Annotated in this window: 23 protein-coding genes; 19 read left to right on the forward strand and 4 right to left on the reverse strand. The window is 38.6% G+C overall.

Annotated features, from left to right (window positions below):
- Positions 1-42: 42 nt before the first annotated feature.
- The 12 genes from SHI21_RS05175 to SHI21_RS05230 all read left to right on the forward strand — a co-directional run bounded on the left by SHI21_RS05175 (position 43) and on the right by SHI21_RS05230 (position 11,512).
- The gene (locus SHI21_RS05175) at positions 43-741 is read left to right on the forward strand and encodes a MotA/TolQ/ExbB proton channel family protein (protein WP_323575173.1); all 699 of its coding nucleotides are present in this window, start codon (positions 43-45) and stop codon (positions 739-741) included.
- Between the two features lie 40 nt (positions 742-781).
- Positions 782-1,198, forward strand: a complete 417-nt coding sequence (locus SHI21_RS05180) for a biopolymer transporter ExbD (protein WP_323575176.1) — start codon at positions 782-784, stop codon at positions 1,196-1,198.
- A complete protein-coding gene (locus SHI21_RS05185) occupies positions 1,198-2,049 on the forward strand; it encodes a cell envelope integrity protein TolA (protein WP_323575178.1) in 852 nt (283 codons plus the stop codon). Before SHI21_RS05180 ends, SHI21_RS05185 begins: the two co-directional genes overlap by 1 nt.
- Before the next feature lie 8 nt (positions 2,050-2,057).
- Positions 2,058-3,398: a hypothetical protein gene (locus SHI21_RS05190; RefSeq protein WP_323575180.1), complete on the forward strand. Its 1,341-nt coding sequence runs from the start codon at positions 2,058-2,060 to the stop codon at positions 3,396-3,398.
- A 130-nt stretch (positions 3,399-3,528) separates the two neighbouring features.
- Complete coding sequence (locus SHI21_RS05195; RefSeq protein ID WP_323575182.1) at positions 3,529-5,061, forward strand: sigma-54-dependent Fis family transcriptional regulator; 1,533 nt, start codon at positions 3,529-3,531, stop codon at positions 5,059-5,061.
- Between the two features lie 63 nt (positions 5,062-5,124).
- Positions 5,125-5,349 (forward strand): hypothetical protein, encoded by a 225-nt coding sequence (locus SHI21_RS05200; RefSeq protein WP_323575184.1) that lies wholly within the window; start codon positions 5,125-5,127, stop codon positions 5,347-5,349.
- A 65-nt stretch (positions 5,350-5,414) separates the two neighbouring features.
- On the forward strand, positions 5,415-6,878 hold the full coding sequence (locus SHI21_RS05205) for an HD domain-containing protein (RefSeq protein WP_323575186.1): 1,464 nt from the start codon (positions 5,415-5,417) through the stop codon (positions 6,876-6,878).
- A gap of 141 nt (positions 6,879-7,019) precedes the next feature.
- Positions 7,020-7,748, forward strand: a complete 729-nt coding sequence (locus SHI21_RS05210) for a cell division ATP-binding protein FtsE (protein ID WP_323575187.1) — start codon at positions 7,020-7,022, stop codon at positions 7,746-7,748.
- Positions 7,736-8,530: a hypothetical protein gene (locus SHI21_RS05215; protein ID WP_323575189.1), complete on the forward strand. Its 795-nt coding sequence runs from the start codon at positions 7,736-7,738 to the stop codon at positions 8,528-8,530. Before SHI21_RS05210 ends, SHI21_RS05215 begins: the two co-directional genes overlap by 13 nt.
- A gap of 2 nt (positions 8,531-8,532) precedes the next feature.
- Positions 8,533-9,666, forward strand: a complete 1,134-nt coding sequence (locus SHI21_RS05220) for a murein hydrolase activator EnvC family protein (RefSeq protein WP_323575191.1) — start codon at positions 8,533-8,535, stop codon at positions 9,664-9,666.
- A gap of 29 nt (positions 9,667-9,695) precedes the next feature.
- Entirely contained in the window at positions 9,696-11,138 is a 1,443-nt protein-coding gene (locus SHI21_RS05225; RefSeq protein ID WP_323575193.1) for a S41 family peptidase, read from the forward strand.
- A 17-nt stretch (positions 11,139-11,155) separates the two neighbouring features.
- Complete coding sequence (locus tag SHI21_RS05230; RefSeq protein WP_323575195.1) at positions 11,156-11,512, forward strand: hypothetical protein; 357 nt, start codon at positions 11,156-11,158, stop codon at positions 11,510-11,512.
- On the opposite strand, the gene SHI21_RS05235 is transcribed toward SHI21_RS05230, so the two are convergent.
- Positions 11,502-12,539: a hypothetical protein gene (locus SHI21_RS05235; protein ID WP_323575196.1), complete on the reverse strand. Its 1,038-nt coding sequence runs from the start codon at positions 12,537-12,539 to the stop codon at positions 11,502-11,504. The two genes, SHI21_RS05230 and SHI21_RS05235, sit on opposite strands and share 11 nt — an antisense overlap.
- 128 nt (positions 12,540-12,667) lie before the next feature.
- Here SHI21_RS05235 and xseA point away from each other — a divergent pair, with 128 nt between their 5' ends.
- Together xseA and SHI21_RS05245 are read left to right on the forward strand one after the other, a co-directional pair.
- The gene (gene xseA, locus SHI21_RS05240; protein ID WP_323575198.1) at positions 12,668-13,960 is read left to right on the forward strand and encodes an exodeoxyribonuclease VII large subunit; all 1,293 of its coding nucleotides are present in this window, start codon (positions 12,668-12,670) and stop codon (positions 13,958-13,960) included.
- On the forward strand, positions 13,950-15,602 hold the full coding sequence (locus tag SHI21_RS05245) for a histidine kinase dimerization/phospho-acceptor domain-containing protein (RefSeq protein WP_323575200.1): 1,653 nt from the start codon (positions 13,950-13,952) through the stop codon (positions 15,600-15,602). Before xseA ends, SHI21_RS05245 begins: the two co-directional genes overlap by 11 nt.
- On the opposite strand, the gene SHI21_RS05250 is transcribed toward SHI21_RS05245, so the two are convergent.
- The gene (locus tag SHI21_RS05250; protein WP_323575202.1) at positions 15,603-16,910 is read right to left on the reverse strand and encodes a 3'-5' exonuclease; all 1,308 of its coding nucleotides are present in this window, start codon (positions 16,908-16,910) and stop codon (positions 15,603-15,605) included.
- A gap of 109 nt (positions 16,911-17,019) precedes the next feature.
- A complete protein-coding gene (locus tag SHI21_RS05255; RefSeq protein ID WP_323575204.1) occupies positions 17,020-18,492 on the reverse strand; it encodes a L,D-transpeptidase in 1,473 nt (490 codons plus the stop codon).
- 192 nt (positions 18,493-18,684) lie between these two features.
- Between SHI21_RS05255 and SHI21_RS05260 the strand changes: the two genes are divergently transcribed.
- From SHI21_RS05260 to SHI21_RS05280, 5 genes are all read left to right on the forward strand, one after another.
- Positions 18,685-19,686, forward strand: a complete 1,002-nt coding sequence (locus SHI21_RS05260) for a hypothetical protein (protein ID WP_323575205.1) — start codon at positions 18,685-18,687, stop codon at positions 19,684-19,686.
- A gap of 3 nt (positions 19,687-19,689) precedes the next feature.
- Positions 19,690-20,586, forward strand: a complete 897-nt coding sequence (locus SHI21_RS05265; protein ID WP_323575206.1) for a hypothetical protein — start codon at positions 19,690-19,692, stop codon at positions 20,584-20,586.
- Positions 20,587-20,602: 16 nt separating this feature from the next.
- Positions 20,603-21,508, forward strand: a complete 906-nt coding sequence (locus tag SHI21_RS05270; RefSeq protein ID WP_323575207.1) for a polysaccharide deacetylase family protein — start codon at positions 20,603-20,605, stop codon at positions 21,506-21,508.
- A 114-nt stretch (positions 21,509-21,622) separates the two neighbouring features.
- Positions 21,623-22,477 carry an alpha/beta fold hydrolase gene (locus SHI21_RS05275; RefSeq protein ID WP_323575208.1) on the forward strand — a complete coding sequence of 285 codons (855 nt, stop codon included), beginning with the start codon at positions 21,623-21,625 and terminating at the stop codon, positions 22,475-22,477.
- 3 nt (positions 22,478-22,480) lie between these two features.
- Entirely contained in the window at positions 22,481-23,470 is a 990-nt protein-coding gene (locus tag SHI21_RS05280; protein ID WP_323575209.1) for a GNAT family N-acetyltransferase, read from the forward strand.
- Here SHI21_RS05280 and SHI21_RS05285 read toward each other — a convergent pair.
- Complete coding sequence (locus tag SHI21_RS05285; protein WP_323575210.1) at positions 23,447-24,625, reverse strand: M48 family metallopeptidase; 1,179 nt, start codon at positions 24,623-24,625, stop codon at positions 23,447-23,449. The two genes, SHI21_RS05280 and SHI21_RS05285, sit on opposite strands and share 24 nt — an antisense overlap.
- Between the last annotated feature and the right edge of the window lie 11 nt (positions 24,626-24,636).

Consider the following 24,636-nt stretch of genomic DNA (forward strand, 5'->3'; position numbering starts at 1 on the left):
GTAGGCATAAAAAAAATTGTCAATATTTCATCAGGAGTAACTGTGGAAGGCGCAAAATTAGATATTCTCAACATCATTTGGCATTCAGGATTTGTAGTTAAATTTGTCTTAGGACTTTTAATTGCTTCGTCTGTTTACTCTTGGGCCATCATCTTAAAGAAGAAAAAACTTTTTGCTGAAGTTGAAGAAAATAATAAGAAATTCTTTGAAGTTTACTCAACAACTGAAAACCTAAAAGAAATAATGCTTAAAGCAGAGATGATGCCTTTTTCTCCATACAAAGCTTTATACACAAATGGGTATAAAGAATTAGTGAAGATGAAAGAAGCTTATACTGGTCAACACCAAAAGAGCGGCCTTGCTTTCCACTTTCAAAATTTTGGAATGGGAGTTTTAGAGCGCGGTCTTAAAAAAGGTGCAAACGAAACTAATGATGAGCTAAGTAAACTACTTCCTACTTTAGCTTCAATCGGATCTGTTTCTCCATTCGTAGGATTATTCGGAACAGTTTGGGGGATCATTGATGCCTTCTCTGGTCTTGCTGGCGGTGGTGGATCAATCGACGCTGTTGCTCCTGGTATTGCTGAAGCACTTGTTGCAACTGCAGTAGGTCTGGCAGCTGCTATTCCTGCGGTTTGGTTTTATAACCATTTCAACTCTGTGAACGATAAAATGAATTCTGAGATGGAAAGTTTTGGACAGGACTTTATTAACGTTGTGGAAAGATCAATCGTTGAATAGTCGGTCCACAAAGTACTAAGTTTTTTTAAGGAATTATTTTATGGGATTCAGTACAGGTAAGAAAAAAGGCGCTATTTCCGACATCAACGTCACACCACTTGTCGACGTCATGTTAGTTCTCCTGGTTATCTTCATGGTAACGGCCCCTATGATGTTAAACGGAATCAAGCTTGATCTTCCAAAGACCAAAGAAGTAAATCCAATTAACTTAAATGCCACTCAGGTGATCCTATCTCTATCTAAGTCTGAAGATTACTATCTTGGAAAAGATAAGATGTTAATCGGTGAGCTTATTCCAGAAATCCAAAAACAATTTAAAGAAAATAAAACAGACACTGTGTTCTTACGTGCTGACTTTGGTTTAGCTTACGGAAAAGTAGCAAAGCTAATGTCATTTCTAAAACGCGGTGGAATTACCAAGATTGCTTTAGTCACAGTGACAGAAGATAAAAAATAATGAGAGTTTTTGAAATACCAAAATTCAATCATCCTGTTTTCAACTTCTATCTTAGACGTTCGGGATACATTCACGTTGCTTTAGTGGCCTGTACACTAATCAGCGGTAAGGTGGCCTTCGATCTTCAAAGAGAAGAGCGTGAAAAGAACCTGGAGCTGATTCATGCTTCTGTTCGTGTTGATATGGTGGCAATGCCGACTCAAACCCTGAATGAATTAAAAAATCTTTCAAGCGGAGTAGAGGAAGCACAAAAAGAAGAAAAAACTGAGATTGTTAAAGAAGCTGAAAAAGTTGTAACAAAAGAAGAACCTAAAGAAGAACCGAAAGTCGTGGATAAAACTCCTGACGATACGGAAGCTTTCCAGGAAGCTCAGGCCGCTAAAAAACGTCAGAACTTCTTAAGTAAATTAAAAACAATTGGTAATAAGAAAGTCGAATCTACTGGAACCCAAAAGGCTGATAAAGGTCTGTATGGTGAGAAAGAGTCGGCATTAAAGAACTTAGTTCTTTCAGGAAATAAGTTGAGTAAAGGTTCTGCTATGTACGGTGATGGATCGGCAGCAGAACTAACGGCCTACCAGGCCTATAAATCACGCCTTCCGGATTTCGTACGCCCACACTGGAAACTTCCAAGTTTCCTGGCCGATAGAAATTTAAAATGTAGGGTTCGTGTATGGCTTAATAAAAATGGTGACGTCACTCGCACATCTATTTATCAGTCGAGTGGTGAGCCAGAATTTGATGAAAGAGCTATTGAGGCCGTTAAGGCCGCTGCTCCATTCCCAGCTGTTTCGGATTCTTTCGGAACGGGTGCTATGAACGGTGATATTGTATTAGGTTTTCCTTTATAGAGGTTTATATGAAAAGTTTAATGTTGATGTTTGCTTTATTTTTTCAATTCTCAGTCTTCGCTCAAGACGACACTCTTTCTGTGATTGCCGTTGGTGAGGCCACAATTGAAAAAGATAAAATGGTTATCCAGGACGCTTACACAAGTGGTGGATTATCAGCTGCTCAAAAAAATGCGGCATCAGAATTAGTAAAACTTTTAAGAAATGACTTCTCTTTCTACCAAAAGAAATTCTTCCTGGTTGAAGCAGCTCCTAACAATACAACTTTCCGCCAGACAACAAACTATGATTACTGGAACCAAAAAGGTGTGCGCTTCTTAGGGACAGCTACAGTTGATAAAGCTGCTGGCGATAACATGAAGGTGACAGTTGTTTTCGAAGATATCAAAACTAAAAAACAAATTTATAACAACTCTGCGACGACTTCTATCTCAGGAATCAGACGCATCGGTCACGAGATGGCCAATGGAGTTTATAAGCAGGTCGTAGGGAAGAACTCAATCTTCACTTCTAAAATTGTTTTCGTTTCAGACAGAAACACTAGAGGAAGAAGAACGGTAAAAGAAATCTACATGATGGATTTCGACGGTAAAAACGTAAGTCAAATCACAAGCCACGGCGGGATTGTTATGTCGCCATCAATGTCTGCTGATGGAAGATACTTAGTTTACTCACTGATCACAAATGCCAAAGGAAAGAGAAACAACGATCTTTATTTGATGGACATGAGAACTAAGAGCGCTTCAATCTTATCTAATAAGGAAGGGGTGAACTCAGGTGCCGTCTTCTTAACAGGTGGAAAGAAAATCGCCCTTACGTTAACAGTTTCAGGAAATGCTGAAATTTATGAAATGGATATCGACTCTAAAGAGCTAAGAAAAATCACTAACCACTTCGCAGCTGACGTTGACCCTTCAATCAGTGCTGATGGAACATTAATGACGTTTCTTTCTGATAGACCTGGCAAAGCGATGATCTACACGATGGACCCACGTGGGACCGAATCTAATGTAAAGAGAATCAGCTTTGTTGGTCAGTTCAATGCCACTCCACGATTTTCACCAGACGGGAAAGAGATCGTCTTTTCTTCATGGCTGGATAACTCTTTTGACCTCTTTAGAATTTCGGCCGATGGCCAGGGATTGTCTCGCTTAACGAAGGATTTTGGATCTAATGAAGACCCAACGTACTCCAACGATGGGGAGTTTATCGCCTTTACTAGCCAGCGAGTTTTATCACGTGTGAAGATCGACCAAAATATCTACATAATGGACCGTGACGGCGGGATTTTAGGGGCCATTACCTCAGGATTCGGAAATTGTATAAGTCCTAGATGGTATAACTTCTAGAAATCACATGGAATAGGTAATATTTTTAGACACCCGAGTGTTTTAGTCTTGTAAAAAATTCAGACGCAGTGTATTATTTACTGAGTAACGCAACGAAGTAATTAACACTTAATTGTCCAGGAGTTTTACAATGACTAACTCAATGATCAATAACAAGGCAAACCTAGAAACTCTATCTTCAACTCTATTTTTAAGCCTTGATGAATCACACTTCTTCTCATCAATTGGTGCATTCTTCAAAGCTCATATGAACGTACATACAGTACAAGTTTTCAAAATTCACGATAACGGATCATCGGTACTTATGTCAGAAAATGGGCGCGTTGCTTTAAACGGTCTTTCTCTTGAGAAAGGAATCGGAGCTCCAGGGTATATCGCAAGAACAAAAAGAGGATACTTTTCAAATACAGTAGAAAGAGACCCGGTTTTCACAAGAGAAGCAGGATTAGGAATTAAGGCAGAAATCTGTCTTCCAATCTCAGCAGACGGTGTTGTTATCGGATCAATTCACTGTCAAATGCTAGATAACTCTCGTGAGTTCTCTAGAGAAGACATGACTTTTGGAATGGCGATTTTAGCTGACCTTAAAGCTCCAATCCAAAACATGAAAATGTACCTTGCAGCTAAAAACTTAAACGAAACATTGTTAAGAACAATTGAACTAAAAGAAAAAGAACTTCAAGAGTCACGCTCTGGAGTAAAGATTCAAGACTCATTTAAGATTCTTGAAAAAGAGATCATCGGTAGATCTCAAGCTATGAAAGACCTTCTTGCTCTAGTTGACCGTATCGCTGATAAAGAGATCAACTCTTTCATCATGGGTGAAGCAGCAACTGGTAAAGAAATGATCGCTCGTCGTATTCACTGCAGATCACACCGTCGTGATAGAGCATTCGTAACAATCGACTGTTCTACAATGAACGAAGCTGCTCTTGACCGTGAAATGTTCGGAACTGAATCGCAAATGGGAATGCTAGAAGTTGCAAACTTCGGATCACTTTTCATCAACTCTGTTGAGAAAATGACTCCAGCGATCCAAAACAAACTTATGCATTTTGTAACAAACAAAATGGGAATTAAAGCAGAAGGAAACGGATTCTTTAAGTCAGACGTAAGACTAATCTCTGCTTCAACAAAAGATCTTATGGATCTGGTACGTGAAGGAAAATTCAGAGAAGAACTATACTTCGCACTAAGTACTGTAGTTCTTAAAGCACCAGCTTTAAGAGATAGAAAAGAAGACATCGAAGTTATGGCGAACTTCTTCCTTAACCAGAACAAGTCAAAAGAACTTCAAAAGTCTTTCTCTCAAGGAGCTATCAAGGCCCTTACAGAGTTCAACTGGTCAGGAAACGTACGTGAACTTCAAAACGTAGTAGAAAGAGCATTTATTCTGGCAGAAGGGACAATTATTGAAAAACTTCACCTGGACCAAAACATCCAGAACGCTGAAGAGATCAAAGTTGTAGTAGCTCCAGTAGCAGTAAAAGCAGCAGATTTCCAACACGTAACGCTAGAAGAATTAGAAAAAGGTCACATCATGGGAACACTTGAGAACCTAGGTGGAAACAAGACTAAGACTGCTAAAGTTCTTGGAATTACAGTTAAGACTCTATACAACAAACTTCACTCTTACGGAGTAGAGTTTGATAAGGAAGCTTAAGCACTTAATTGGTTGTAATTGCAGTACTAAAAAAGTAATATTGGAAATGTCGGAGGATACTATATGTCTACACTAAATACAGAAACAGAAGCAGTTGTTGAAGGCCCAAAAACGCCTAGAAACTTTAGAACTGCAATTGATATTGAGAACTTTTATCGCTTCGTAAATGATAACGATCTAAGAAGAGAAGCGAAGATCATGCTTGAGTTGATTCAACAAAAAGTAATGATCACTGTTAAGAAGAAGAAAAAAGAAACGAAAGCTCTTAACAAAAAGAACCTACACTAATTAATTAATCGAAGGCCTGCACATTGATGTGCGGGCCTTTTTTTTTCTAGAAGAGAAGTTGAAACATGGAAGTCCCAACTCAAGCAAGCCCACCAGCTCAAAAAAATCACGTCATTTATGACCCTATCTATGGATTTATTAAACTCAATCCAATTGAATGGGAAATCATCTCTTCACCTTTTTATCAGCGTCTAAGATGGATCAAGCAACTTGGTTTTTCTTGTTACGTTTTTCCAGGTGCAGAGCACTCGCGTTTTCATCACTCGATTGGAGTTATGTTTAACGCTCATAAAATTTTAGAGTCTGTCGGGCGTGCGGTTTCTGAAAAAGAATTAATGGATGCTTCGTGCTTAACTTCTGAGGCCATCTTTCACAAGAGCTTACGTTTAGGCGCTCTTATGCATGACCTTGGAACATTCATGTTCTCTCACACGACTGAAGGTGCTTATATCGAGTATGGTGAGACGACGAATGCAAAGAACGGAAAAAAACTTCCGGACGATCATGAGAATCTTGGTTCATACATTATTAAAAATACCGACTACCCAGGTGGGATTACTTATATTTTAAAAAAATATGGAATTTCTCCTCAGAAGATTTCAGATCTTGTTAAAGGGGTAGATGAGTCGATTCTAGCGAATCAGATTCTGCACTCTGAAGTTGATTGTGACCGTATGGACTATCTGCTTCGTGATGCCCATTACACAGGTTTAAGTTACGGTTCATACGACCGCGACTATCTTCTTCATCACTTCCAAATTAAACGTGTTGATAACCACGATATTTTAACGATCAGACATAATGCTCTTTACTGTGTTGAAGATTTTTTGACGTCGAGATTTTCATGGTACTCGCAAGTTGTGCGCTCTCCTCGTGGGGCCAAGTATGATTCAATCGCTGAGAGAATCTGTGCTTACATGCTGGAGAAAGGCTGGCTTTATAAATACAGCGAACTCCTGGATATGATCGCAAAAGATCCGATGGGATTCTACAGTTTCAATGATGCTTATTTCATGACTGCCATTCACACGCATTTCCAAAACGGTGACTTTGATAAAAACCCGAAGATGAAAGATATGGCGAAAGTTATTCTTTTAGGAACGGGCGGAAAAGCGATTCGTTGTGAAGAATTTAAATCGCGTCTGCTTTCTCAGGATGATCCTGGGGCCGTAGAAAAGTATTATAAAAAGGCCCATGCTAAAGCTGCTGAGATCAAAGAATTCTTAGAAAAGAAAGGTGGACCGGCAGACTGGGTTATCACTGATATTCCGAAAAAATCAATTATGTTTGTTAAGTCGCCTAAAAACGTCGCGAAGAATTCTTCGGCCCAATTATCAAACGTACTCCTGGATCGTGACCCGGTTAAGATTTCAATGGAAAATGGGGAGATTAAACTCCTGGCAGAAGTCGAAAATTCGCTTATTTCCAAGCTTTTTAACAGTAACAACTTCATTCCCAATGTTTATTGCTCTAGTTCGGCCTATGAATTATTGCTTTCGGCAGGGATGATTGATGGGTCGTACAGCTAGTCGTATAAATAATATCCGACCAGTTTGGGCGACTTTGCAATTTTCTATCTAAAAATCCAAATATAAGATAAAATTAAAGCAGGGAACCTAGTATGGGTTTCCTCTGAGAATCAGGACGATTCTTGGGGTTAGACTTGGAGTATGGTCGATATGCTTAATCAATCTAAAAACCTGAACCAAAAAAATATGAAAGCTCCACAAGGACAGAAAGGTCCAATTTTTTATTGTGAAGATGTCTCGGTTCAATTCGATGAAATTCTCGCACTTAAAAATGTTCAATTAACAATTGAGCGTGGTGAAATTATTTTTCTTACTGGGGCGAGCGGAGCAGGGAAGACGACACTTCTAAAAGTGCTTTCAGGATTACAAAATCCTACTTCAGGAAAAGTTATTAGACCTGATTTTTTCTCAGGGAAAAAGAATCTTTTTATTTCAAATGTTTTTCAAGACCTTCGCCTTATGGGTAAATATACTTGTGAAGAGAATTTGCAATTTGCTTACGACTCGTCAATATACGCTTCAAAAGCAGAATTCAACCAGGATATGAACGAGCTTTCTCGGATCCTGGGAATCAAGGACCGTCTTCATTTAAAAATTAATGATGCCAACGGTGGTCTGAAACAAAAAGTAGCTATCATCAGAGCGCTACTAACTCGTCCCGACGTTTTAATTGCAGATGAGCCAACAAGCTCACTGGATATCGATAATACAAGAAGACTATTCGACGTTCTAAATCTTTACAACGTAAAGAGAGGATTGACGGTTGTCTGGGCAACTCACAATAAGGATCTTATTAAGAGTTTCACAGGACGAATCATCCACTTGGACAACGGACGCTTAGTGTATTCGGGGAATGCATGTTTTATCTAATACAGTTTTTTAAAATTCTATTTAAGTCACCTGTTCGTGGTTTCTTCTTATTTTTCTTCTCGATTGCTTTAGTGTTTTCGATTGGCCAGAAAAATTATTTAGAAGAGCAATTCACGAAAATGATTCCTGAGAACAAAGCAGGGGATTACTTTTACGCGCTTGTTGCTTCAAGTGAGTCCTACCAAAATGTCGCAAGACAGATGAGTCAGCTACCTGGTGTGTATAAAGTTGAGATTTTATCTGAAACTCAAATTAAAGAAGAAGTGAAAAACGTTTTAGGTTCAATGCAAGTTGATGTAACGGACTCAAGCCTGGATTTAAACTATGCTGGTTTAAAAGTTATTTACACAAAAGAATTAAAGCCTCGTGCTCAAGAGCTGGTTCGCGATTATCTTACTCACTTAGTGGGAGAAGGGAATATCACTCTTGGTGCGATCAAAACTAATGATCAGATTACAGATAAACGTGCTCAGTTTATCGCTGTGATTAAGACATGGGGATATTCATTATATCTATTCATCGTCTTTATTTTCTGGGTGATCTCACTTTTATCTGTAAGAGTGAAAATCGCTGAAGCTTCATATCTTCTGGAAAATTACCAAAGAAAGAGAAAAGTTGGATTGAAGATGGCCTTAAACGGTCTGACTCTTATTTTTATCCTATCAGTTGCAGTGACATTCGTTTTAGGGATGCCGCAATTTATAAATTTATTAGTTGCCCTGGGGATTTTTGTAGTTGGAATTTTTCTGCACGCAAAAAGCTACTATTGGGAGAGCCACTAATCATGACCTTCAAAAGAATGATTATCATTCCTCTATTCATTCTTACAAGTGCTGTTGCTGCGCAATCTGCTGTTGAAGTTCCTAATGCCAGAGCTGAGAGCGATGATAAAATCAACGTTTTCCAGATGAAGCGCAAGCTCCAGGATCAAACTAAAGACATTCAAAGACTCACAAAAGAAGTGGCCAATGTTGAAGTGACTTTGGGGATGAATAATAAAAAGTATCTTCAACTTGCTGAAGAACGTGCAAAAATCGAAGAGAGATTAGCTTCTGCCAGAAGAAATGCGGACTTTGACAGCGAAACATTAAAGAAGAGTTACGCTCAGACAAAATCTCTTTTAATGGGTGTGCTTTTAAATAAATTAGAAAATACGGAAAGATCATCGGACATGCTTGCCAGAAAGATCATGATTGAGGGACTTCAAAAGAAACTCGTTGATTTAAACGGGATGATGAGCTCCAACAAAGACCTTCAGGGAAATGTTGATTCTCTCTACGCTAAACTTCAAGAATCGATGGATACAGAAAAAGAACTTTTATCTGTTATGGGTGAGCTTGAAGAAAGAAAGAGAACTCTAAGAGAATCATTAAATTCTCAAACGAAGAGTTCTGAAGACGCTAGAATCCGCCTTGATGAAGAAAAAAATAAATTAGCAATGAATCAGAAATCAGTTCAACGTGAGAAGGCCCGTGAAAAGCTTGCTCCTGTGCAGATTACTGAAGAAATAAAGATTCCGTCACAGCCACTTTCTGAAGACCAGTTCCGAGCTCCTATTGCGAGTTACCAGAACATGGAATACCAGAAAAAAGGTGTGACTTATAATTTCCATGGAAAAAATGAAATCCGCGCTCCTAGAGGCGGAAAAGTTGTTTATACGGGAGCTCTCGCTAATTACGGTAACGTATTAATGATTGATCACGGAAATGATACGAGAACGGTTCTACTGGGGCAGTTTGATTATGCTGTTAAAAACGGCGACGCAGTCAAAGAATTCCAGGTGGTGGGTCACACTAATCCAAGATCAAACAATGGTCTGGGTGAAGGAAGAATCTATTTTGAAGTTAGAAAAAATAATTTAGCGCAAAATACATATTTGCTACTAGACAAGAAGTCGAGAGCGGCGTCGTCTAATTAAGCAAATCTATCCTAAGGAAGGAGTAGAATATGAAGAGAGTACTTGTAGGTCTCTTGCTTGGTACGTTGTCTGTTTCAGCTGTGGTTATTGCAGCTGCCCCGCAAACGCCGGCCCAAACTGAAGAAGCACAAAAAAAATCACGTTATGAAAAACTAGAATTATTCAATAAGGTTCTCTATCTTATCGAATCACAATATTACCGTGAAGTGAGCACTGATAAACTTATCGAAGGTGCCATTAATGGAATGATGAACACACTGGATCCCCATTCAGCTTACCTTGATAGTGAAGTCTTCTCGAAAATGCAGGAAGAAACATCTGGAGAGTTTGGCGGTCTTGGGATTGAAGTCACTCAAAAAGACGGTGTTCTCGTGATCATCACTCCGATTGAAGATTCTCCAGCTTTCAAAGCAGGGATCAAAGCGGGTGATAAAGTTGTAGAAATCAACCATGAATCAATGGTGGGATCAACTCTTCAGCAAGCAATCGATAAACTTCGTGGAAAAATGAAATCAAAGATCATTCTTGGAGTTGTAAGAGAAGGAGTTGATGGAATTAAGAACTTCGAACTAACTCGCGAAATCGTTTATCTTAAACCAGTTAAGTATGAACTACTAAAAGATGGTTTTGCTTATGTTCGTTTAACTCAGTTCCAGAAAAAATCTGCTGAGTACATTATTGATGCTCTTAAAAAAATGAGAGAGTCTTCAAAGAAGACTGGTCTAAAAGGAGTGATCTTGGATTTAAGATCAAATCCAGGTGGACTACTTGATGAAGCAGTAGATGTTTCTTCAATCTTCTTAAAAGATGGAATCGTTGTTTCAACTGAAGGCCGCGATCCAAAAAATAAAGAAATTCGTTATGTGAAAAAGACAGGATATAAAGAACTAGATATTCCTCTAGTAGTACTAATCAACGGCTCATCAGCTTCAGCAAGTGAGATTGTTTCTGGTGCTCTACAAGACTCAAAACGCGCGATCATCATGGGGACTCAGTCATTCGGAAAAGGCTCTGTTCAGTCAGTTGCTAAAATCGATGATACGTCTGGAGTGAAGTTAACAATCGCTCAGTACATGACTCCGGCAAACAGAAAGATCCAGGCCGTAGGAATCATTCCTGATGTCACAATCGGGGAAGCTGAAGGCGAGTGGTACGATAACAATAAAAAAGAGTCGAGCTTCATTAGAGAAAAAGACTTAAAGAATCACTTAACTGCCACAATTGAAACAGCTGAAGAAAAGAAAGCTCGTGAAGAGTCTGAGTTAAAAGAGCGCATTGAGCGCACAGAAAGATTCAGAGCGACGAGAGAAAAGAAAAGAGTTGCCGGAAAAAATCCTGTAAAAGAAAAAGTTGCTGTGGTAGAAGAAGATGACGATGGTGCGACAAAGATTGCTCCAGGTGAAGACTGGCAGGTGACTCAGGCGATTAATTACTTAAAGAACATCGGCCTGATCAAGAATTTAAAGTTCTAAGGATTTAACAAGATACTATGAAGACCGTTTTATTACTTATTTCATTATCATCGAGCAGCGTATACGCTCAAATTGCTAAACCGAACGTATGCGCTGAAGATGTCCGTAAATTATGTTCTGAAAAACTCACACAGGAAGAAGTCGCAAGTTGTGTGAGAATCAATAAAGAAAAATTAACAGGTGAGTGCCGAAAGCTTATTTTTGGAGCTGAAGACAATGCCCGCGCTTTCCACAATAACTGTAAAGGTGATGTGAAGAAGCTTTGTACAAAGGCCATGACTGGTCAGGCCGCTTTATTTGAGTGCCTTTTAGCTAACAGAAAAAATCTTAGTTTAAATTGTAAGAATTCAGTGGATAAAGTCGTTAATCCATAAGTCTTAAAAGTTCACTGTGCAAGGTCGCATTAAACTTACGACTTTGGGTTATGTAGACGTGATCAATATAATACTCATCTTCAAGAAATTCGTTATCAACGCCATCAACTTTACTTCCGTGAATTTCCATTACATTGGCCAGCGTTTTATTCTTAGACGTCTGATAAAAGTTAAATGACTTGCCAATATTTTCTTTATTTTTAATTTGAAAAACTGATTCAGTAGACATGATTTTATTTTTGATGAATGTATGTGCTTTCGGTACTGGGTCCAGAGTGATGAGTGAATCAATAAAAAGATTGGATTTTCCAGTGAAGAAATTTGTAAAGTTGATAGCATCAACTCCTCCATTGCTATATCCAGAAACTAATGTTTTTGGCATTCTCAAATCAGGATAAGCTTCATTGACAGCTTTTAAGTCTTTTTGGATTTGAGTGTAACAGGCCTTTGCATTATCTATACCTGTATACCCATCTGTCCCACTTCCACTATAATAATAGAATTCAATATCTCTCTTCCAGCTATATACCTTTTCAGCTTTTCTAATACTTTTTCCATTTTCGTCATCTAGACGATAGTTGGCGGCATTATCATTGAGATAATCTCTGGCCCATTCAAGAACATTTATACCTGTAGGAACTAAACCTGACGGTTCATTACCAATAACGTTGACTGCATTCAGTTTATTTTTTGCCTTTTCTGGTACATAGTTTCCATAGCCATCAAAATAAAAATAAACGACTTTCGGAAGATTGATTTTAATATTCTGGCCTTTACATAAATTTTCATAGAGAGCAGTCTTCCAGCTTAAATCAAGGCAACCAAAAAGATACTTCTTGTTGTCCCCACTGGATTGAATCATTTCTTTATTAACTCGGTCGTAAACCATATCGACCCAGCCGTACTTTTTAACTTTCTCAATTCTTTTTTGATCAGCGACATAATCCTTACAGAAGTCCTGATTTGTGGACTGTGCATAGCTCTGGAAGGCCATAATCGATAAAGCTGTAAAAATGAAAGTTTTCATATGCAACATGAAGCAATATAAAGGCCAGCTTCCAATACCTGAAATTAACTAATTTCCCTCTAAAAAAGGGGTTTTAAATGCGTTTAAACTTTAGACACATGCTTAAAAACTGGCGATAATCATTCCCAATGAGCTTAGAAGTTAAAAATGTCACCCAAATCGTGGGACAAATCAAAAATTTACTGGAATCAGAATTCACCAATGTTTCAATTGAAGGGGAGATTAGTAACCTGTCTCTTTCATCAGCAGGCCACTGGTATTTTACTCTTTCAGATAAAGACTCATCTTTAAGTGCTGCCCTTTTTAAAATGGACGCTCTTAGAAACCCTTTAATGAAAACCATTAAAGATGGATCGAAAGTTATCGTCGTCGGAGACATTAGTGTTTATCCAAAACGCGGAACTTTCCAGGTCATCGTTAAAAGAATCGTTCCAGTTGGTGTGGGTGATTTAAAAGAGCAGTTTGAAAAATTAAAAAGAAAACTAGCGAGCGAAGGTCTTTTTGATATTGATAGAAAAAAGCCAATTCCCGCTATGCCTAAACGTGTAGCGATCATTACAGCTCAAAGAGGGGCCGCTCTTCAGGATTTCATTAATATTTATAAGCGCCGTTCAATTTGGATGGACCTGCTTGTGATCCCTGCCGTTGTTCAAGGGGCAGATGCTCCAAGATCAATCAGATCAGCACTTCACAATGTTATTAAATACTCTCTAGAAGCTGAACCAGCACAGAAGATTGACCTGATCGTTATCGCCCGTGGTGGTGGAAGTTTAGAAGATCTATGGGCCTTCAATGATGAAGGACTTGCTTACGATATTTTCAACTGTCCAATTCCTACTATCAGCGCCATTGGACATGAAGTGGATTTTTCTATCTCAGACTTTGTGGCCGACCTGCGTGCAGAAACTCCTTCAGCAGCAGCTGAGCTGGTGACGAGTTCTCAAACGATGATTAAAGAGAAGATGGTGACGCTTAAAGGTCGTTTAAAGAATGTTATGACGATCAGGATGAGCCGTTTTGAGAATAGATTAAAAAATGCCCACCCTCATACTATTTTAAATATTATTTTAAAGAACCTGGCATCACTTCAGAGAAGACTTTCTCGTTGTGACATTCAAAGACGATTGCATGAATTAACTAACATTCACCAGTTTTACTTAGAGCTCGATGAAAACCTTTTACGCATGCAACAGATCATAAAAGAGAAAATCAAAGACTGGCGCCATCAGATTGAAAAGTCTCATGACGTTTTAAAAGCACTTAATCCAAAAAATGTACTGGAGAGAGGCTATGGGTATCTGGAAACAGATAAGGGCCATGTTGTAGGCTCTACTGCCGATTTCGATAAACTTCCTAAGTCGGCTTCACTTAACATCCATTTTCATGATGGTAAGAGAAAAGTAAAATCAGATGAAGTCTAAGTCAAAAACCAAAATTCAATTCGTGGTTGATCCTAACTTAATTGCAAAGGATCAATCTGAGCTTTTGGTCCGCGTCCTTCAAGAAGAAAAAATTAAATTCTCAAGCAATGCTCAAGATATCGATGATTTTACACCGGTACTTTTTTTCATGGAAAAAAGGAACCTTCGAAAAGTCAGCCGTTTCAAAAATAAGATGATTGTTCTTCCTTCTCTTGAAAGTGGAGACAACCTTGCTTCTTCGGCCATTAACTTTAGTTCATACGAAGAGATTGCTCATTTTATTGATAAGTTCTTCTGGGCAGAAAAACATCTGCAGATTCAAGAGCGCTTAAAAGAAAGTGAAAGATTTTATGAAGTCATTAAAAGCTATCTGGAAGAGTTAAGTCTTAAGGCCAATGAAGTAGAGTCAAAAAAAGTTTTTGAATCATTATTAGAGTTAGAGATGCTTCTTTTGCAAGAAGAGTCAGCTGATAACTGGAATACTCATTTTAAAAGTTTTTTAAAAAAGAACTCTGAGATCCAAAACGTCATGTTACTTAAGTCTGAGAATTTATCAGATGACGATTATCCGGTAGATGAAAACGTTTTAATTTTTAAGCTTCCATTGGAAGATTATTATTTATATCTAAAGTTTAAAAATTTTGACGTGAAAAAAGACGCTGAGTTTGTCGATTTACTTCTGACTACTTGCCTGCGCACCCTTCAAATTCTTGATCAGAAGCTAGTTAAGAGTGACGGTGAAATTGATTTCTGGAAAAAGATCTTTTCTAAAATCCCGTACCCAATGTCGATTATTTCAAGTCTGGGAGATTTGTTAATCTACAATGAATCTTTTGCTAAAATTGGAATTCTTCCAAAAGAATGTCTGCGTTTTAAAGATCATGATAGCGCTGAGATTTATCAGAACTATTACAAAATCAGACGAATAGATTTTCCTATCAATCTGATCCAGGTTTCTTATTTCGTTTTTTATACTTCCGAAAAAGATCAAATCCAAAAAACAGGAGAGAAGGTTTCGAAGAAATCTTCAGGTGTAGATGACCTGGGAATTATTTCAAGCTCAATCGCTCACGAGTTAAATAACCCTCTTGCAGGTATCTTGGCGGCACTATCACTTTTATCATTGGAAGATGACTGGTCTCCAGATGCTCTTTCAGATTTAGAAGATATGAAAAGTGGAGCAAAAAGATGTAAGGAACTGGTTGAGATTTTCTTAGGATTCTCCAAGTTTTCTCCGACGGCCAACTCTCGAGTTTCAATTAAGGGCTCACTTGATCAGGCCATTAATCTTCTGCGCTTTAGAATGATTGAATCGAATTTAAGATTAGAGATGAAGTATTCACCGACTTTGGAGAATTTTTCTCATCAGATTAATGCTTCCATTATGTCGATGATTCTCTACCTTCTTTGTAGTGAATTGATGACGGCCTTTGCTCACCATCGTCTTGTGACAATGAGCCAGCATGGGGTTTTATCAGGAGAAGTTTTAGAATTTTCAAATCAGATCATTTTAAAGCTTGATGATGAATTCGAATATGAAGATAAGATCGCTCAATCAAAACTGATTCAACACTTACTTATCTTCGAAAAACTCGAAATCAATTTCTTGAAACAAGAAATCCGCTTAATTTATCGTTCTTAATTAAAGATATAAATGAGGGAAGTCGTAGGCATTTGGATTTTCTGCCATAAACGTCTCGATAGGATCTTTTAAATCCGGATTCGCAATCTTAGCTGCCTGACGATCAATCATCAGGAAGTCTCTCTTGGTCTTTAAGTACTGAACCAGAAAATTGTTAATCATTGGGTTAAGGTGATCTTTTTTCATCTTCCCTTGGCCCATACGAGCACTTTTAGAGTTGATGTATTGAACCAGCTTATTTTGGTGAGTAGGGTAGCGAAATACCAGCTCAAGCTTCTGGTGAAGTGACTTTAAAGGGAAGATTACATACTGCTCAGGAATCAAGTGATTTAAAACGATGAAGTCCGAAGGCATTTCATCCATATTGTGATGGTCGATGAGCGTTTCATCCATTCCATTGAACTCACATAACTTTTTAATCGTTTCAATTTCAAGAGGAGCACTGATCTTTGAGAAGTACGAAGACATCTCAATCAGACCTTGAAAATAAGGGCCAACCAGTTTCAGTGTTAAAATCTCATAAGGGATCGATCTGATTTTTTCAGCGATATACTTCATTTCTTCGGCCGTTCCATGAGAAGGCATTGAAAAAAGCACCACTCCTTCAAGACCTTTTAGAGTGACTAAAAAAGGTGAAGTTAAAGTCGTGATCTGCTCGATAATCGCATCGAGAGGCATATCTTTTTTGAAGTTGATTCTATCTAATTCAAACTTATTTTTTGGATAATAAAGGCTGTTTACCTTTGAAATTTTCTTATGAATGAAGATTGAAAGGTACTTAAGTAGTAGTTCTGCCGACGCCATCGCATCGTCTAGCGCTCTATGGGCCTTCTGGTGTTGAAGGTCGAAGATCTTACTCATGTAGTTCAAGTTCGAACTCAGAAGGTTAGGGATCATGTATTTGGTCATCAGATACGTGCAAATGGACTTATTAGTCAGTTCCGGGCGATCCATACGTCTTAGGACGGAATTGAAGAAAGGCACGTCAAATGACGTATTATGGGCCACCAGGATGGCGTCTCCCATAAACTCTAAAATCTCATCCATAACCTCTTCAATGAGAGGGGCATCCGTCACGTCAGCGTCTTTAATGCTGGTTAATTTCTGGATAAATTCCGGGATATGCATATCAGGCTTAATCAGGAAGCTTTTCTGATCGACAATCTTTAGTTCTTTAATTTTGATTAAACCAATCTCGATAATCTTATCGTGCTGATGATTTCCGCCAGTTGTTTCAAGATCGAAAACACAGAATGTAAGGGAGTGAAGAAGGTCGTACGAGGGCGTCTTTGGGAAATTCGTTGTCATGAGTGCATCCTTATTCGAACATTCGTCCGAGTAGTTTAGACTCAAGTCTAATAAAAAAAGGCCCCTTCGTAAAGGGGCCCTTAAAGTGTCTATGAAATTTTAAAGCTAATTATCTGTTTAAGTTCTTGATGTCCATCCACGGAGGAGTCTCTTCATCTTCGAAACCAGAGAAATCAAGTTTCACTTTCGGGTGGTGGTATCCGTCTAAAATCCCAGCGTCTACATAGTAAACACCAGCTGACATGTCTTTAGTATCAATCCCATAAACGTTTCCTTTACGACCAACTGATGCCTTAATTTTCCCCATTTTTTCACCTGGAGTATAAGCAATTGGAGTAGGAACTGAGTCTAATTGGTATGTACCAACTTCAAGAATCTGGTTAAGTGGACTCTTTGGATCAACGATCATATCGTTACCGTTTCTCTTTGCTGCCCAGTACATATCAGCTTCTGAACCGCTAACTCCAAGTGAAGCTAGTACTTCAGCACGGTCAGATCTCTGACCAGCTTTCTTAGTTAAGATATACTGCCACTGCTTGTTACCGTTGTATCCTGAAAGAGATGGATCTAATAAAGCTTCTTTTGCGTAAACTTTAACGATCGGAGTCCCTGTTTCAACAAGCTGTCTGATGAATGCGATAGCTTCGTTGTTGTTTCTTGTACATCCAGAAGATCTTGGGTTTGAAACTACGTTCGTAACAAACTTCTTCGTTTTCTTGATGTATTCGTCTTTATCTTCACCCCAACCAATAGTCCCGTGAGTCCATTGTCCGTATGGGTTTGGTGCTACGAAAGCAGCGTACCAACCGAAAGCTCCTCTCATTTTTCCTTCAGCATTTCCTTCAGCATCAAGAGGCATGAATTTATTTTTAAACCACTTGTTGAATCCCGCTCCCACTTCTGGAAGTCCTGGGTATCCATCTCTGTACCATGCAGGGTAATGTCCACCAGCATCTTGATAGAACTTCGCCCATCCAGTTACGCGGTATGATCCAAGGATCGAACGACCCTTACCTTTATCTTCTTTTGGAAGGTTTACGTCTTCACCAACTACAACTTCAGTTTCCATAATCATCTTGCTTGGGCAAGAGTTATCAAGACATGCTCTTTCGTATACGCGAAGAGTTTCAGTTGCAACGTTTACTACTACGAAATATTTCCCTGTGAATTCTTTGTAATCTACTTCTTTGTTAGCAAGGAATTCGCGAACAACGTAGTACTTTTCAGACTTCGTCATTGGGTTAACAGTTTTTAGGATTTCAACTTCAACGTATTTACCGTTAACAAGTTCACCAGTCACTAAACGAACTTTTTCGTTTAAGCTTAAAAGACCTAAAGTCTTCCCAGCGTCTTCTGGAGTTGAACGAACTCTTAATCCGTTTGTAGCAACATATAGAACGTTTGCTTCAGACATCATTACTGGAGTAGTTCCTTCTGCAGTTTCTACACCTACGTCACCAGCAAGATCTAATGCCTTGTTGTTATCAGTGTTAAAGTCGTCTTGTGCGAATGCTTTAGACAGCATCATTGGTGAAATTGCCATGACTGACAAGATCATAAGTGGAGCGATGTGTTTTCTCATTATTTCCCCCGTTGTTGGTTTTGAGATGTGATTGAAAGTGACCCCCTTTTAGTCTTATCTGAGTTTTTTTCAACCCTAAAAGCTGATTGCCTGAAAAACTTACAGCCTAGAAAAAAATACACGACCCATTGTTAAACAAAAATTTAATTGGGAGAAGAGCTTCACTACTTAACTATATTTGGGGGGCCAATTATGACAAAGACAATTTTGGGTACTATTGCTACGCTTGCGCTTTTATCTGCTTCTGCAATGTCTGCAGAAAGAAACTCATCTCTAGACAGAATGATGTACACAATCAATCCAGCTGTAACAGTTTCTGGACCTGTGTATCGTGACCAATCAGACGCTGCGACTAAAAACGCATACGGAACTGAGCTTGTTCGCTTGATCTTAAAAGAAGCTAATAAACAAGCATCTCAATACCGTGAAGCTGGTGACATGAAAGCTTATTACGCAGTTCTTACTATGGCACTTACTGTTCCTATGCAAGAAGGTCTTTACATTCAATACCGTGGTGTTGATGGAGACGTATGTAACTCTGCTGCTAACAGCGGTGAGCTTGTTAAAAAAGGAAGCGAAACAAACTACAATATCTTTAACCAGTACTTCAAGACAGAAACTCCATTCTTTCCTAATTGTGAAGATCTTAAGACGAACAAGTTAACTCAAATCATCCGTGGTGGTGATGGTTCAGATCTTTCGATCATGCAAGTTAGTATCAGATGGCACTTTGATGATTTCCTAGCTCAGAAAAAATATGAAAGTGTTGAACAAACTCTTCAATACGGAATTTCTCACTTAATGAAAGGATTTAACCCAGTTTACAGAAACGTGACAGACTACGAATGTCTAATGAACGGTAAAAAAGGTGGATTATTCGGTAAAAAGAAGAAAGCTCAAAAAGAACTTAGCTACACTGACCTAATCCGTGGTGTATGGGCAGGACAATATAACTCAGGATCAATCACTAAAACTTGTCGTTTTGCTGATTCAAGCTCTCCATATAAAGGACACGATAAAGGATTCGAAAGAAATCTTAATAAGATCCTAGCTTTCAACGGTGTTTTATCAGTTGATATGGTTGGGGATTTCAAGCTTGATAGTGACGTAGCTGCAGCTTTTAAAGAAGTTGTAGGAAACGTTCAAAACGGTACAAATAATAACACAGCATTAAACGCAGTTTTATCTAAGTAAAAAATGAAAAAAGTATTATTACCCATTTTATTTGTCATAGTAGTAGCAGGAGCGTGGTGGAATTTTTCACCGCGCTCTTCGTTTACAGCTCCAGAAGTCTCTTCTGCAGCAACATCCGCAGCGCCAATGAAATCTCCTGAAGAGATCGTGGCCGCAGACTATGAGAAGATCGCTAAGAATTTAAGCGCTAAAAACACATCTGGAGATGAGTGGAAGCAAATTAATAACTACTCACTCACTCCAGAAGCTCTTGTGACAAGCACAAATGCTAAAACGTATTTCAAAACAGCACAGTCTAATGTTCCGGATATCTTTTCTTGCTTAAAGAAAGATTTCTGTGGAATGGAAACTAGGGGCGAAAACGACGCGTATTTTGATGATCAAAAAACGCCGGCCCACATTCTCTTGAACCGTAACTTAAAAATCATGAAAGAAAGTCTTAGAAAAGACGGATCACTTAAGTCTGAAGTGGACTGGGATCTAATGAAAGAACTTGCAACGTCAGGTTCAGATATGCTTTCAGTTGAAGCACTGGATATTATCCGTGAATTCGACAGTGAAAGTGTAAAAACAGATGAGTTAATTAAAGTGACTCAGAATCTTAAAGGACAAGCTAGGGCAGACGCTTTGGTTCGCCTTTCTAGAAAAAGTAATTCAACTGATAAAATTCTTCTTGCTAGTGAAGTGGAAGACATCTTTGCTAATCCTAATAACGATGCCAATACAGTTATTAGCGTATTGGAGAATTTAAGAAATATGAGCTTAGGGGCAAACGCTTCTCGCGCCTTATTCCACCTTTGCCGCTTTAAAGTGGCAGATGATCCACAAGATCGCAACTGGCTGATGATTAAAATGTTGGCCAATAAAGTAAATAACGAATTCGAAAAAATGTGTAATTAATAATATGGAGTCTCTAATGAAATTAACTTCAAAAATGGTCCTGCTTACAACGATGATAATGTCATCACTAACTTTCGCTCAGGTAGAAATTGGCGATAAGCAATTTCCTGAAGACGGAAAAGTTTATAGACCAGGACAAGACACTGGATTTGATCAGTACAAATCTAAGTCATTACTTGGAACAAAAAGAATTGTTTTAACTTTTGATGATGGCCCAGATGCAGTTCAGACTCCAAGATTATTAGACATCTTGAAGAAGTATAACGTGAAGGCAACTTTTTTCATGCTTTCAGAAAAATTCACAGATAAAAACATGCCACTTATTAAGCGTGTTGCAATGGAAGGCCATACAATCGCCAGCCATCACCATGACCATGATAACAACAACAATAAAACTGAGTCTCAATACAGAGCAGGGTTGAAAGATTCTATTCTAAAAGTGGCGAAAGTTATGGAGGAAGTGAATGCTCCTAGTAGAGAAATCTACTACCGTTTTCCTTACGGAGCTTATGGATCAGGGTCTCTTTCTTACCACCACTTCAATGTTATGAAAGAAGTGTCTCAAGAGCTTTTTGGTGACAACTGTATTAACTTCGCATTCTGGGATATCGATTCTCTAGACTGGTTGAAGCCAATGGATCAAAAAGATGTTATTGCTAACATCATTTCAAATGTTGAAGGTGGAACAGCTTATAACATGGTGAAAGGAAGATTTTCTGGGAAATCAAAGAAAGACAAGTACACAATCTCTCATCCAATGGGTGGTGGTGTAGTTTTAATGCACGATATCCACGCTCGTTCGGTTGATACAGTAGAAACCCTTCTTAAGACGCTTAAGCAAAAAGGAATCGAAGTTGTTAATTTAAGTGACGTAGAAGAGTATTCTTACAAAGGTAAAGAGTGTCGCTTACTAAATAAGTAATCAGCTTTCAAAAATATATTCAAAGTATCTAAAAACGGCCTCAATTGAGGCTGTTTTTTATTTAGCTCTTATTGTAGAATTATGGCACCTCTTTACAGGATAAAAGCTATGTTCATGGATAAGAAATTTATAAAGATGCGCGACGGAGCTGAGCTCTACACTCAAGTTAAGGAATCGGGAAGCCCGGTTTGGATTATCGCTACTCACGGAATCGGTGAGCACCTTGAAAGACATAAATACATACCAGAACTCTTTGGACACGACTTTAACATCTTTCAATATGATTTGAGAGGCCATGGAAGAAGTACGGGCAGAAAAGCTTATATCGAGGATTTTGCGCTTTATATGGAAGACCTTCGTGAGATCACGAAATTCCTGAAAGAAAAATATCGTATGGAAAGATACGTGCTTTTCGGTCACTCGATGGGGGCTTTAATTAGCTGCTCATTCATTCAAAATTACGTTGATGAAAATAATTACCCAGAAAGATTCATTGTGAATGCTCCTCCTGTTGGAGCGGCCGGATTTTTAGGAACTCTTGTTAAAATTCTTCCGACAGGATTTTTTAATATGACCAGTGAGATTCCATATTCAATTCCTTTAAAAGGATTGGTTGATTTGAATTACCTGTCTCACGATCCAAGAATCAGAGAAGAGTATGTTAATGATCCGCTTAATGCCATTAAGCTTGAATCAAAATTAATTTTAGAACTTATGAAAACGTCAAAGGCGACTTTCTCAAGACCATTGCGTTCGAAATGCCCAAGCTATGTTTCGGTAGGAAGTGGGGATCAGATTGTTGGAAGTAAGGATTTGATTGAGTACTTTACGAATGTGGATAAGTCGTTCCAGTTGAAAGTGTTTGATGGTGCTTACCATGAAATTCATCATGAGATTGAAAAATACAGAAAGCCGTACTTCGATCACTTGAAAACTATTTTTAATGAAGTTCTTTTTTCGGCAAAATAAAATATGAAGATCTATTTCGCAAAAGTTCAGGAATGGTTAGAGAAGCTTAAGTCACAACAACCTCAAGTGTGTGACTGGATTGGAATTTATTACAAAGAAAGCTATCTGGAAAATTTAGATTCTACTGACTTAGTTTTAGGACCGTTTGTTGGTGAAGAAACTGAGCACACTCGCATTTCAATTGACCGTGGTTTTTGTGGAATGGCCTTGCGTGAAGAGCGTACGGTAAATGTCGCCGATGTAACCCAAGATGCAACTCACATTGCTTGTAGTTTGAAAACGAGATCAGAGCTTGTGGTTCCGATTGCTGATATGAAAGGCAAGTATGTGGCCGAGCTGGATATTGATTGTAATAGGCTTAATGCTTTTACACCGGAGCTGGAAGAATTCTTTAAGCAGGCCGTGAAGAGCTTTCCTTTACTGGAAGAGTTCATTCCATTTCCTGTCGATTCATTTGAAACTCCTCGCTTACTTATTAGAAAAGTCACACCGAAAGATATCAATGATATTTTTGAGTACTGCAAGAATCCTACAGTGGCCCGTTATGTAACATGGGAAGCCCATCAGTCGTTAGAAGATACTCAAAAATTTATTACCTATGCACTTGAGTCTTATAACGTTGGCGCGCCGGAGCCGATGGCGATTATTTTAAAAGATGATCCGAAACAACGTGTGATTGGAACAGTAGGATTAATTCCAGCTAATCCTAAGAATCGAACTTATGAGCTTGCTTATGTGATTGCAGAAGAGCAATGGGGGAAGGGAATTGTAGCGGAAGCTGCCAAACCTTTGATCAATTTTTGTTTTAAGCATTTTGCAATGGAGAGACTTCAATGCCGTTGTGATGTCTTAAATCCGCAGAGCTCGCGAGTGATGGAAAAGCTGGGAATGCATTACGAGGGTACCCTTAAAGCGTCGATGTTCTTAAAGGGCAAACCTCGCGACATGCATATGTATTCAATTGTTAAATCAGAGTTTAGACCCTTTTTGTAATTCTTCTAAATAAGTCACGCGCTCAAGAGCGGGTGGGTGAGAGAAGTAGAATTTACTAAAAAGTGGATCTGGAGTTAATGAACTCGCATTATCCTTATACATTTTTACTAATGCCGTAATAAGCTTTGAAGCTTGGGCATTTTCGCTGGCAAACTGGTCAGCTTCATACTCATACTTTCTTGAGGTGTATGCTGAGATAGGAGTTAGTAAGAAAGTGTAAACTCCGGCCACCATTGAAAATAATGTTAAGGCCATATAGTCAGTAATCGTTTGAACACCGTGACCGTTAAAGAAAGCAGTATTATTTCGTAAGTAACCTAGAATCGCAAAACCAACGAAGCTTAAAACGATTCCTTTGATCATTCCTTTAAGAACGTGTTTTCTTTTCATGTGGCCAAGCTCGTGAGCAAGGACTGCTTCAACTTCTTCGGCATCAAGGCTGCTTAGAAGTGTATCGAAGAATACGATACGTTTATTTTTACCAAGGCCTGTGAAGTAAGCATTTCCGTGTCCGCTTCTTTTTGAAGCATCCATAACGAAGAGCCCTGAACTTTTAAATCCACAACGAGTCAGTAGGTCGATAATTTTATTTTTCACTTCACCTTCTTCAAGAGGAGAAAACTTGTTGAAGATGGGAGCGATGAAAGTTGGATAGATAAAAACAATTAATAACTGCACTGCAGTTAAGAATAAGAAAGCGTAAACCCACCAAGCAGTTCCCAGTCTTTCCATGATCCAAAGGATGGCGTAGATGATTGGAGCACCAAGCACAAGTGAAAGGGCCAAACCTTTGGCCATATCAGAAACGAAAGTTTTCCATGTGGTTTTGTTGAAACCATATTTTTCTTCAATCACGAAAGTCGTGTAAAGAGTTTGAGGCAATGACAAGATCATCTGGATTAATCCAAAAGCACCAAAGAAGATTAATCCCGTCATAATAGGAGAGGCATTAAATCCCATCGCTACATGATTGATTAACTCTAGTCCACCAGCTAGCGTTAAAACTAAAAAGACAACTAAGTCTACGAAGTGAAAGATTTGAGCGACCTTAATTTTCTCAACTGAATAGTCTGCTGCTTTTTGATGATCAGCTAATGTGATCTGGTCTTGAAACTTTGCAGGCACAGTATTTCTGTTTTTTATGATGTGATCCATATTTCTTTTAT

Origin of the sequence: Bacteriovorax sp. PP10, from assembly GCF_035013165.1 — a bacterium.
Classification (GTDB): Bacteria; Bdellovibrionota; Bacteriovoracia; order Bacteriovoracales; family Bacteriovoracaceae; genus Bacteriovorax; species Bacteriovorax antarcticus.

Coding starts and splice junctions, on each gene's coding strand:
- SHI21_RS05255 (WP_323575204.1), bottom strand. CDS start 18,492: ATGAGAAAACACATCGCTCCACTTATGATCTTGTCAGTCATGGCAATT.
- SHI21_RS05180 (WP_323575176.1), top strand. CDS start 782: ATGGGATTCAGTACAGGTAAGAAAAAAGGCGCTATTTCCGACATCAAC.
- SHI21_RS05220 (WP_323575191.1), top strand. CDS start 8,533: ATGACCTTCAAAAGAATGATTATCATTCCTCTATTCATTCTTACAAGT.
- SHI21_RS05215 (WP_323575189.1), top strand. CDS start 7,736: ATGTTTTATCTAATACAGTTTTTTAAAATTCTATTTAAGTCACCTGTT.
- SHI21_RS05190 (WP_323575180.1), top strand. CDS start 2,058: ATGAAAAGTTTAATGTTGATGTTTGCTTTATTTTTTCAATTCTCAGTC.
- SHI21_RS05270 (WP_323575207.1), top strand. CDS start 20,603: ATGAAATTAACTTCAAAAATGGTCCTGCTTACAACGATGATAATGTCA.
- SHI21_RS05185 (WP_323575178.1), top strand. CDS start 1,198: ATGAGAGTTTTTGAAATACCAAAATTCAATCATCCTGTTTTCAACTTC.
- SHI21_RS05200 (WP_323575184.1), top strand. CDS start 5,125: ATGTCTACACTAAATACAGAAACAGAAGCAGTTGTTGAAGGCCCAAAA.
- SHI21_RS05275 (WP_323575208.1), top strand. CDS start 21,623: ATGGATAAGAAATTTATAAAGATGCGCGACGGAGCTGAGCTCTACACT.
- SHI21_RS05250 (WP_323575202.1), bottom strand. CDS start 16,910: ATGACAACGAATTTCCCAAAGACGCCCTCGTACGACCTTCTTCACTCC.
- SHI21_RS05195 (WP_323575182.1), top strand. CDS start 3,529: ATGACTAACTCAATGATCAATAACAAGGCAAACCTAGAAACTCTATCT.
- SHI21_RS05265 (WP_323575206.1), top strand. CDS start 19,690: ATGAAAAAAGTATTATTACCCATTTTATTTGTCATAGTAGTAGCAGGA.
- SHI21_RS05280 (WP_323575209.1), top strand. CDS start 22,481: ATGAAGATCTATTTCGCAAAAGTTCAGGAATGGTTAGAGAAGCTTAAG.
- SHI21_RS05210 (WP_323575187.1), top strand. CDS start 7,020: ATGGTCGATATGCTTAATCAATCTAAAAACCTGAACCAAAAAAATATG.
- SHI21_RS05285 (WP_323575210.1), bottom strand. CDS start 24,625: ATGGATCACATCATAAAAAACAGAAATACTGTGCCTGCAAAGTTTCAA.
- SHI21_RS05225 (WP_323575193.1), top strand. CDS start 9,696: ATGAAGAGAGTACTTGTAGGTCTCTTGCTTGGTACGTTGTCTGTTTCA.
- SHI21_RS05260 (WP_323575205.1), top strand. CDS start 18,685: ATGACAAAGACAATTTTGGGTACTATTGCTACGCTTGCGCTTTTATCT.
- SHI21_RS05245 (WP_323575200.1), top strand. CDS start 13,950: ATGAAGTCTAAGTCAAAAACCAAAATTCAATTCGTGGTTGATCCTAAC.
- SHI21_RS05205 (WP_323575186.1), top strand. CDS start 5,415: ATGGAAGTCCCAACTCAAGCAAGCCCACCAGCTCAAAAAAATCACGTC.
- SHI21_RS05235 (WP_323575196.1), bottom strand. CDS start 12,539: ATGAAAACTTTCATTTTTACAGCTTTATCGATTATGGCCTTCCAGAGC.
- xseA (WP_323575198.1), top strand. CDS start 12,668: ATGAGCTTAGAAGTTAAAAATGTCACCCAAATCGTGGGACAAATCAAA.
- SHI21_RS05230 (WP_323575195.1), top strand. CDS start 11,156: ATGAAGACCGTTTTATTACTTATTTCATTATCATCGAGCAGCGTATAC.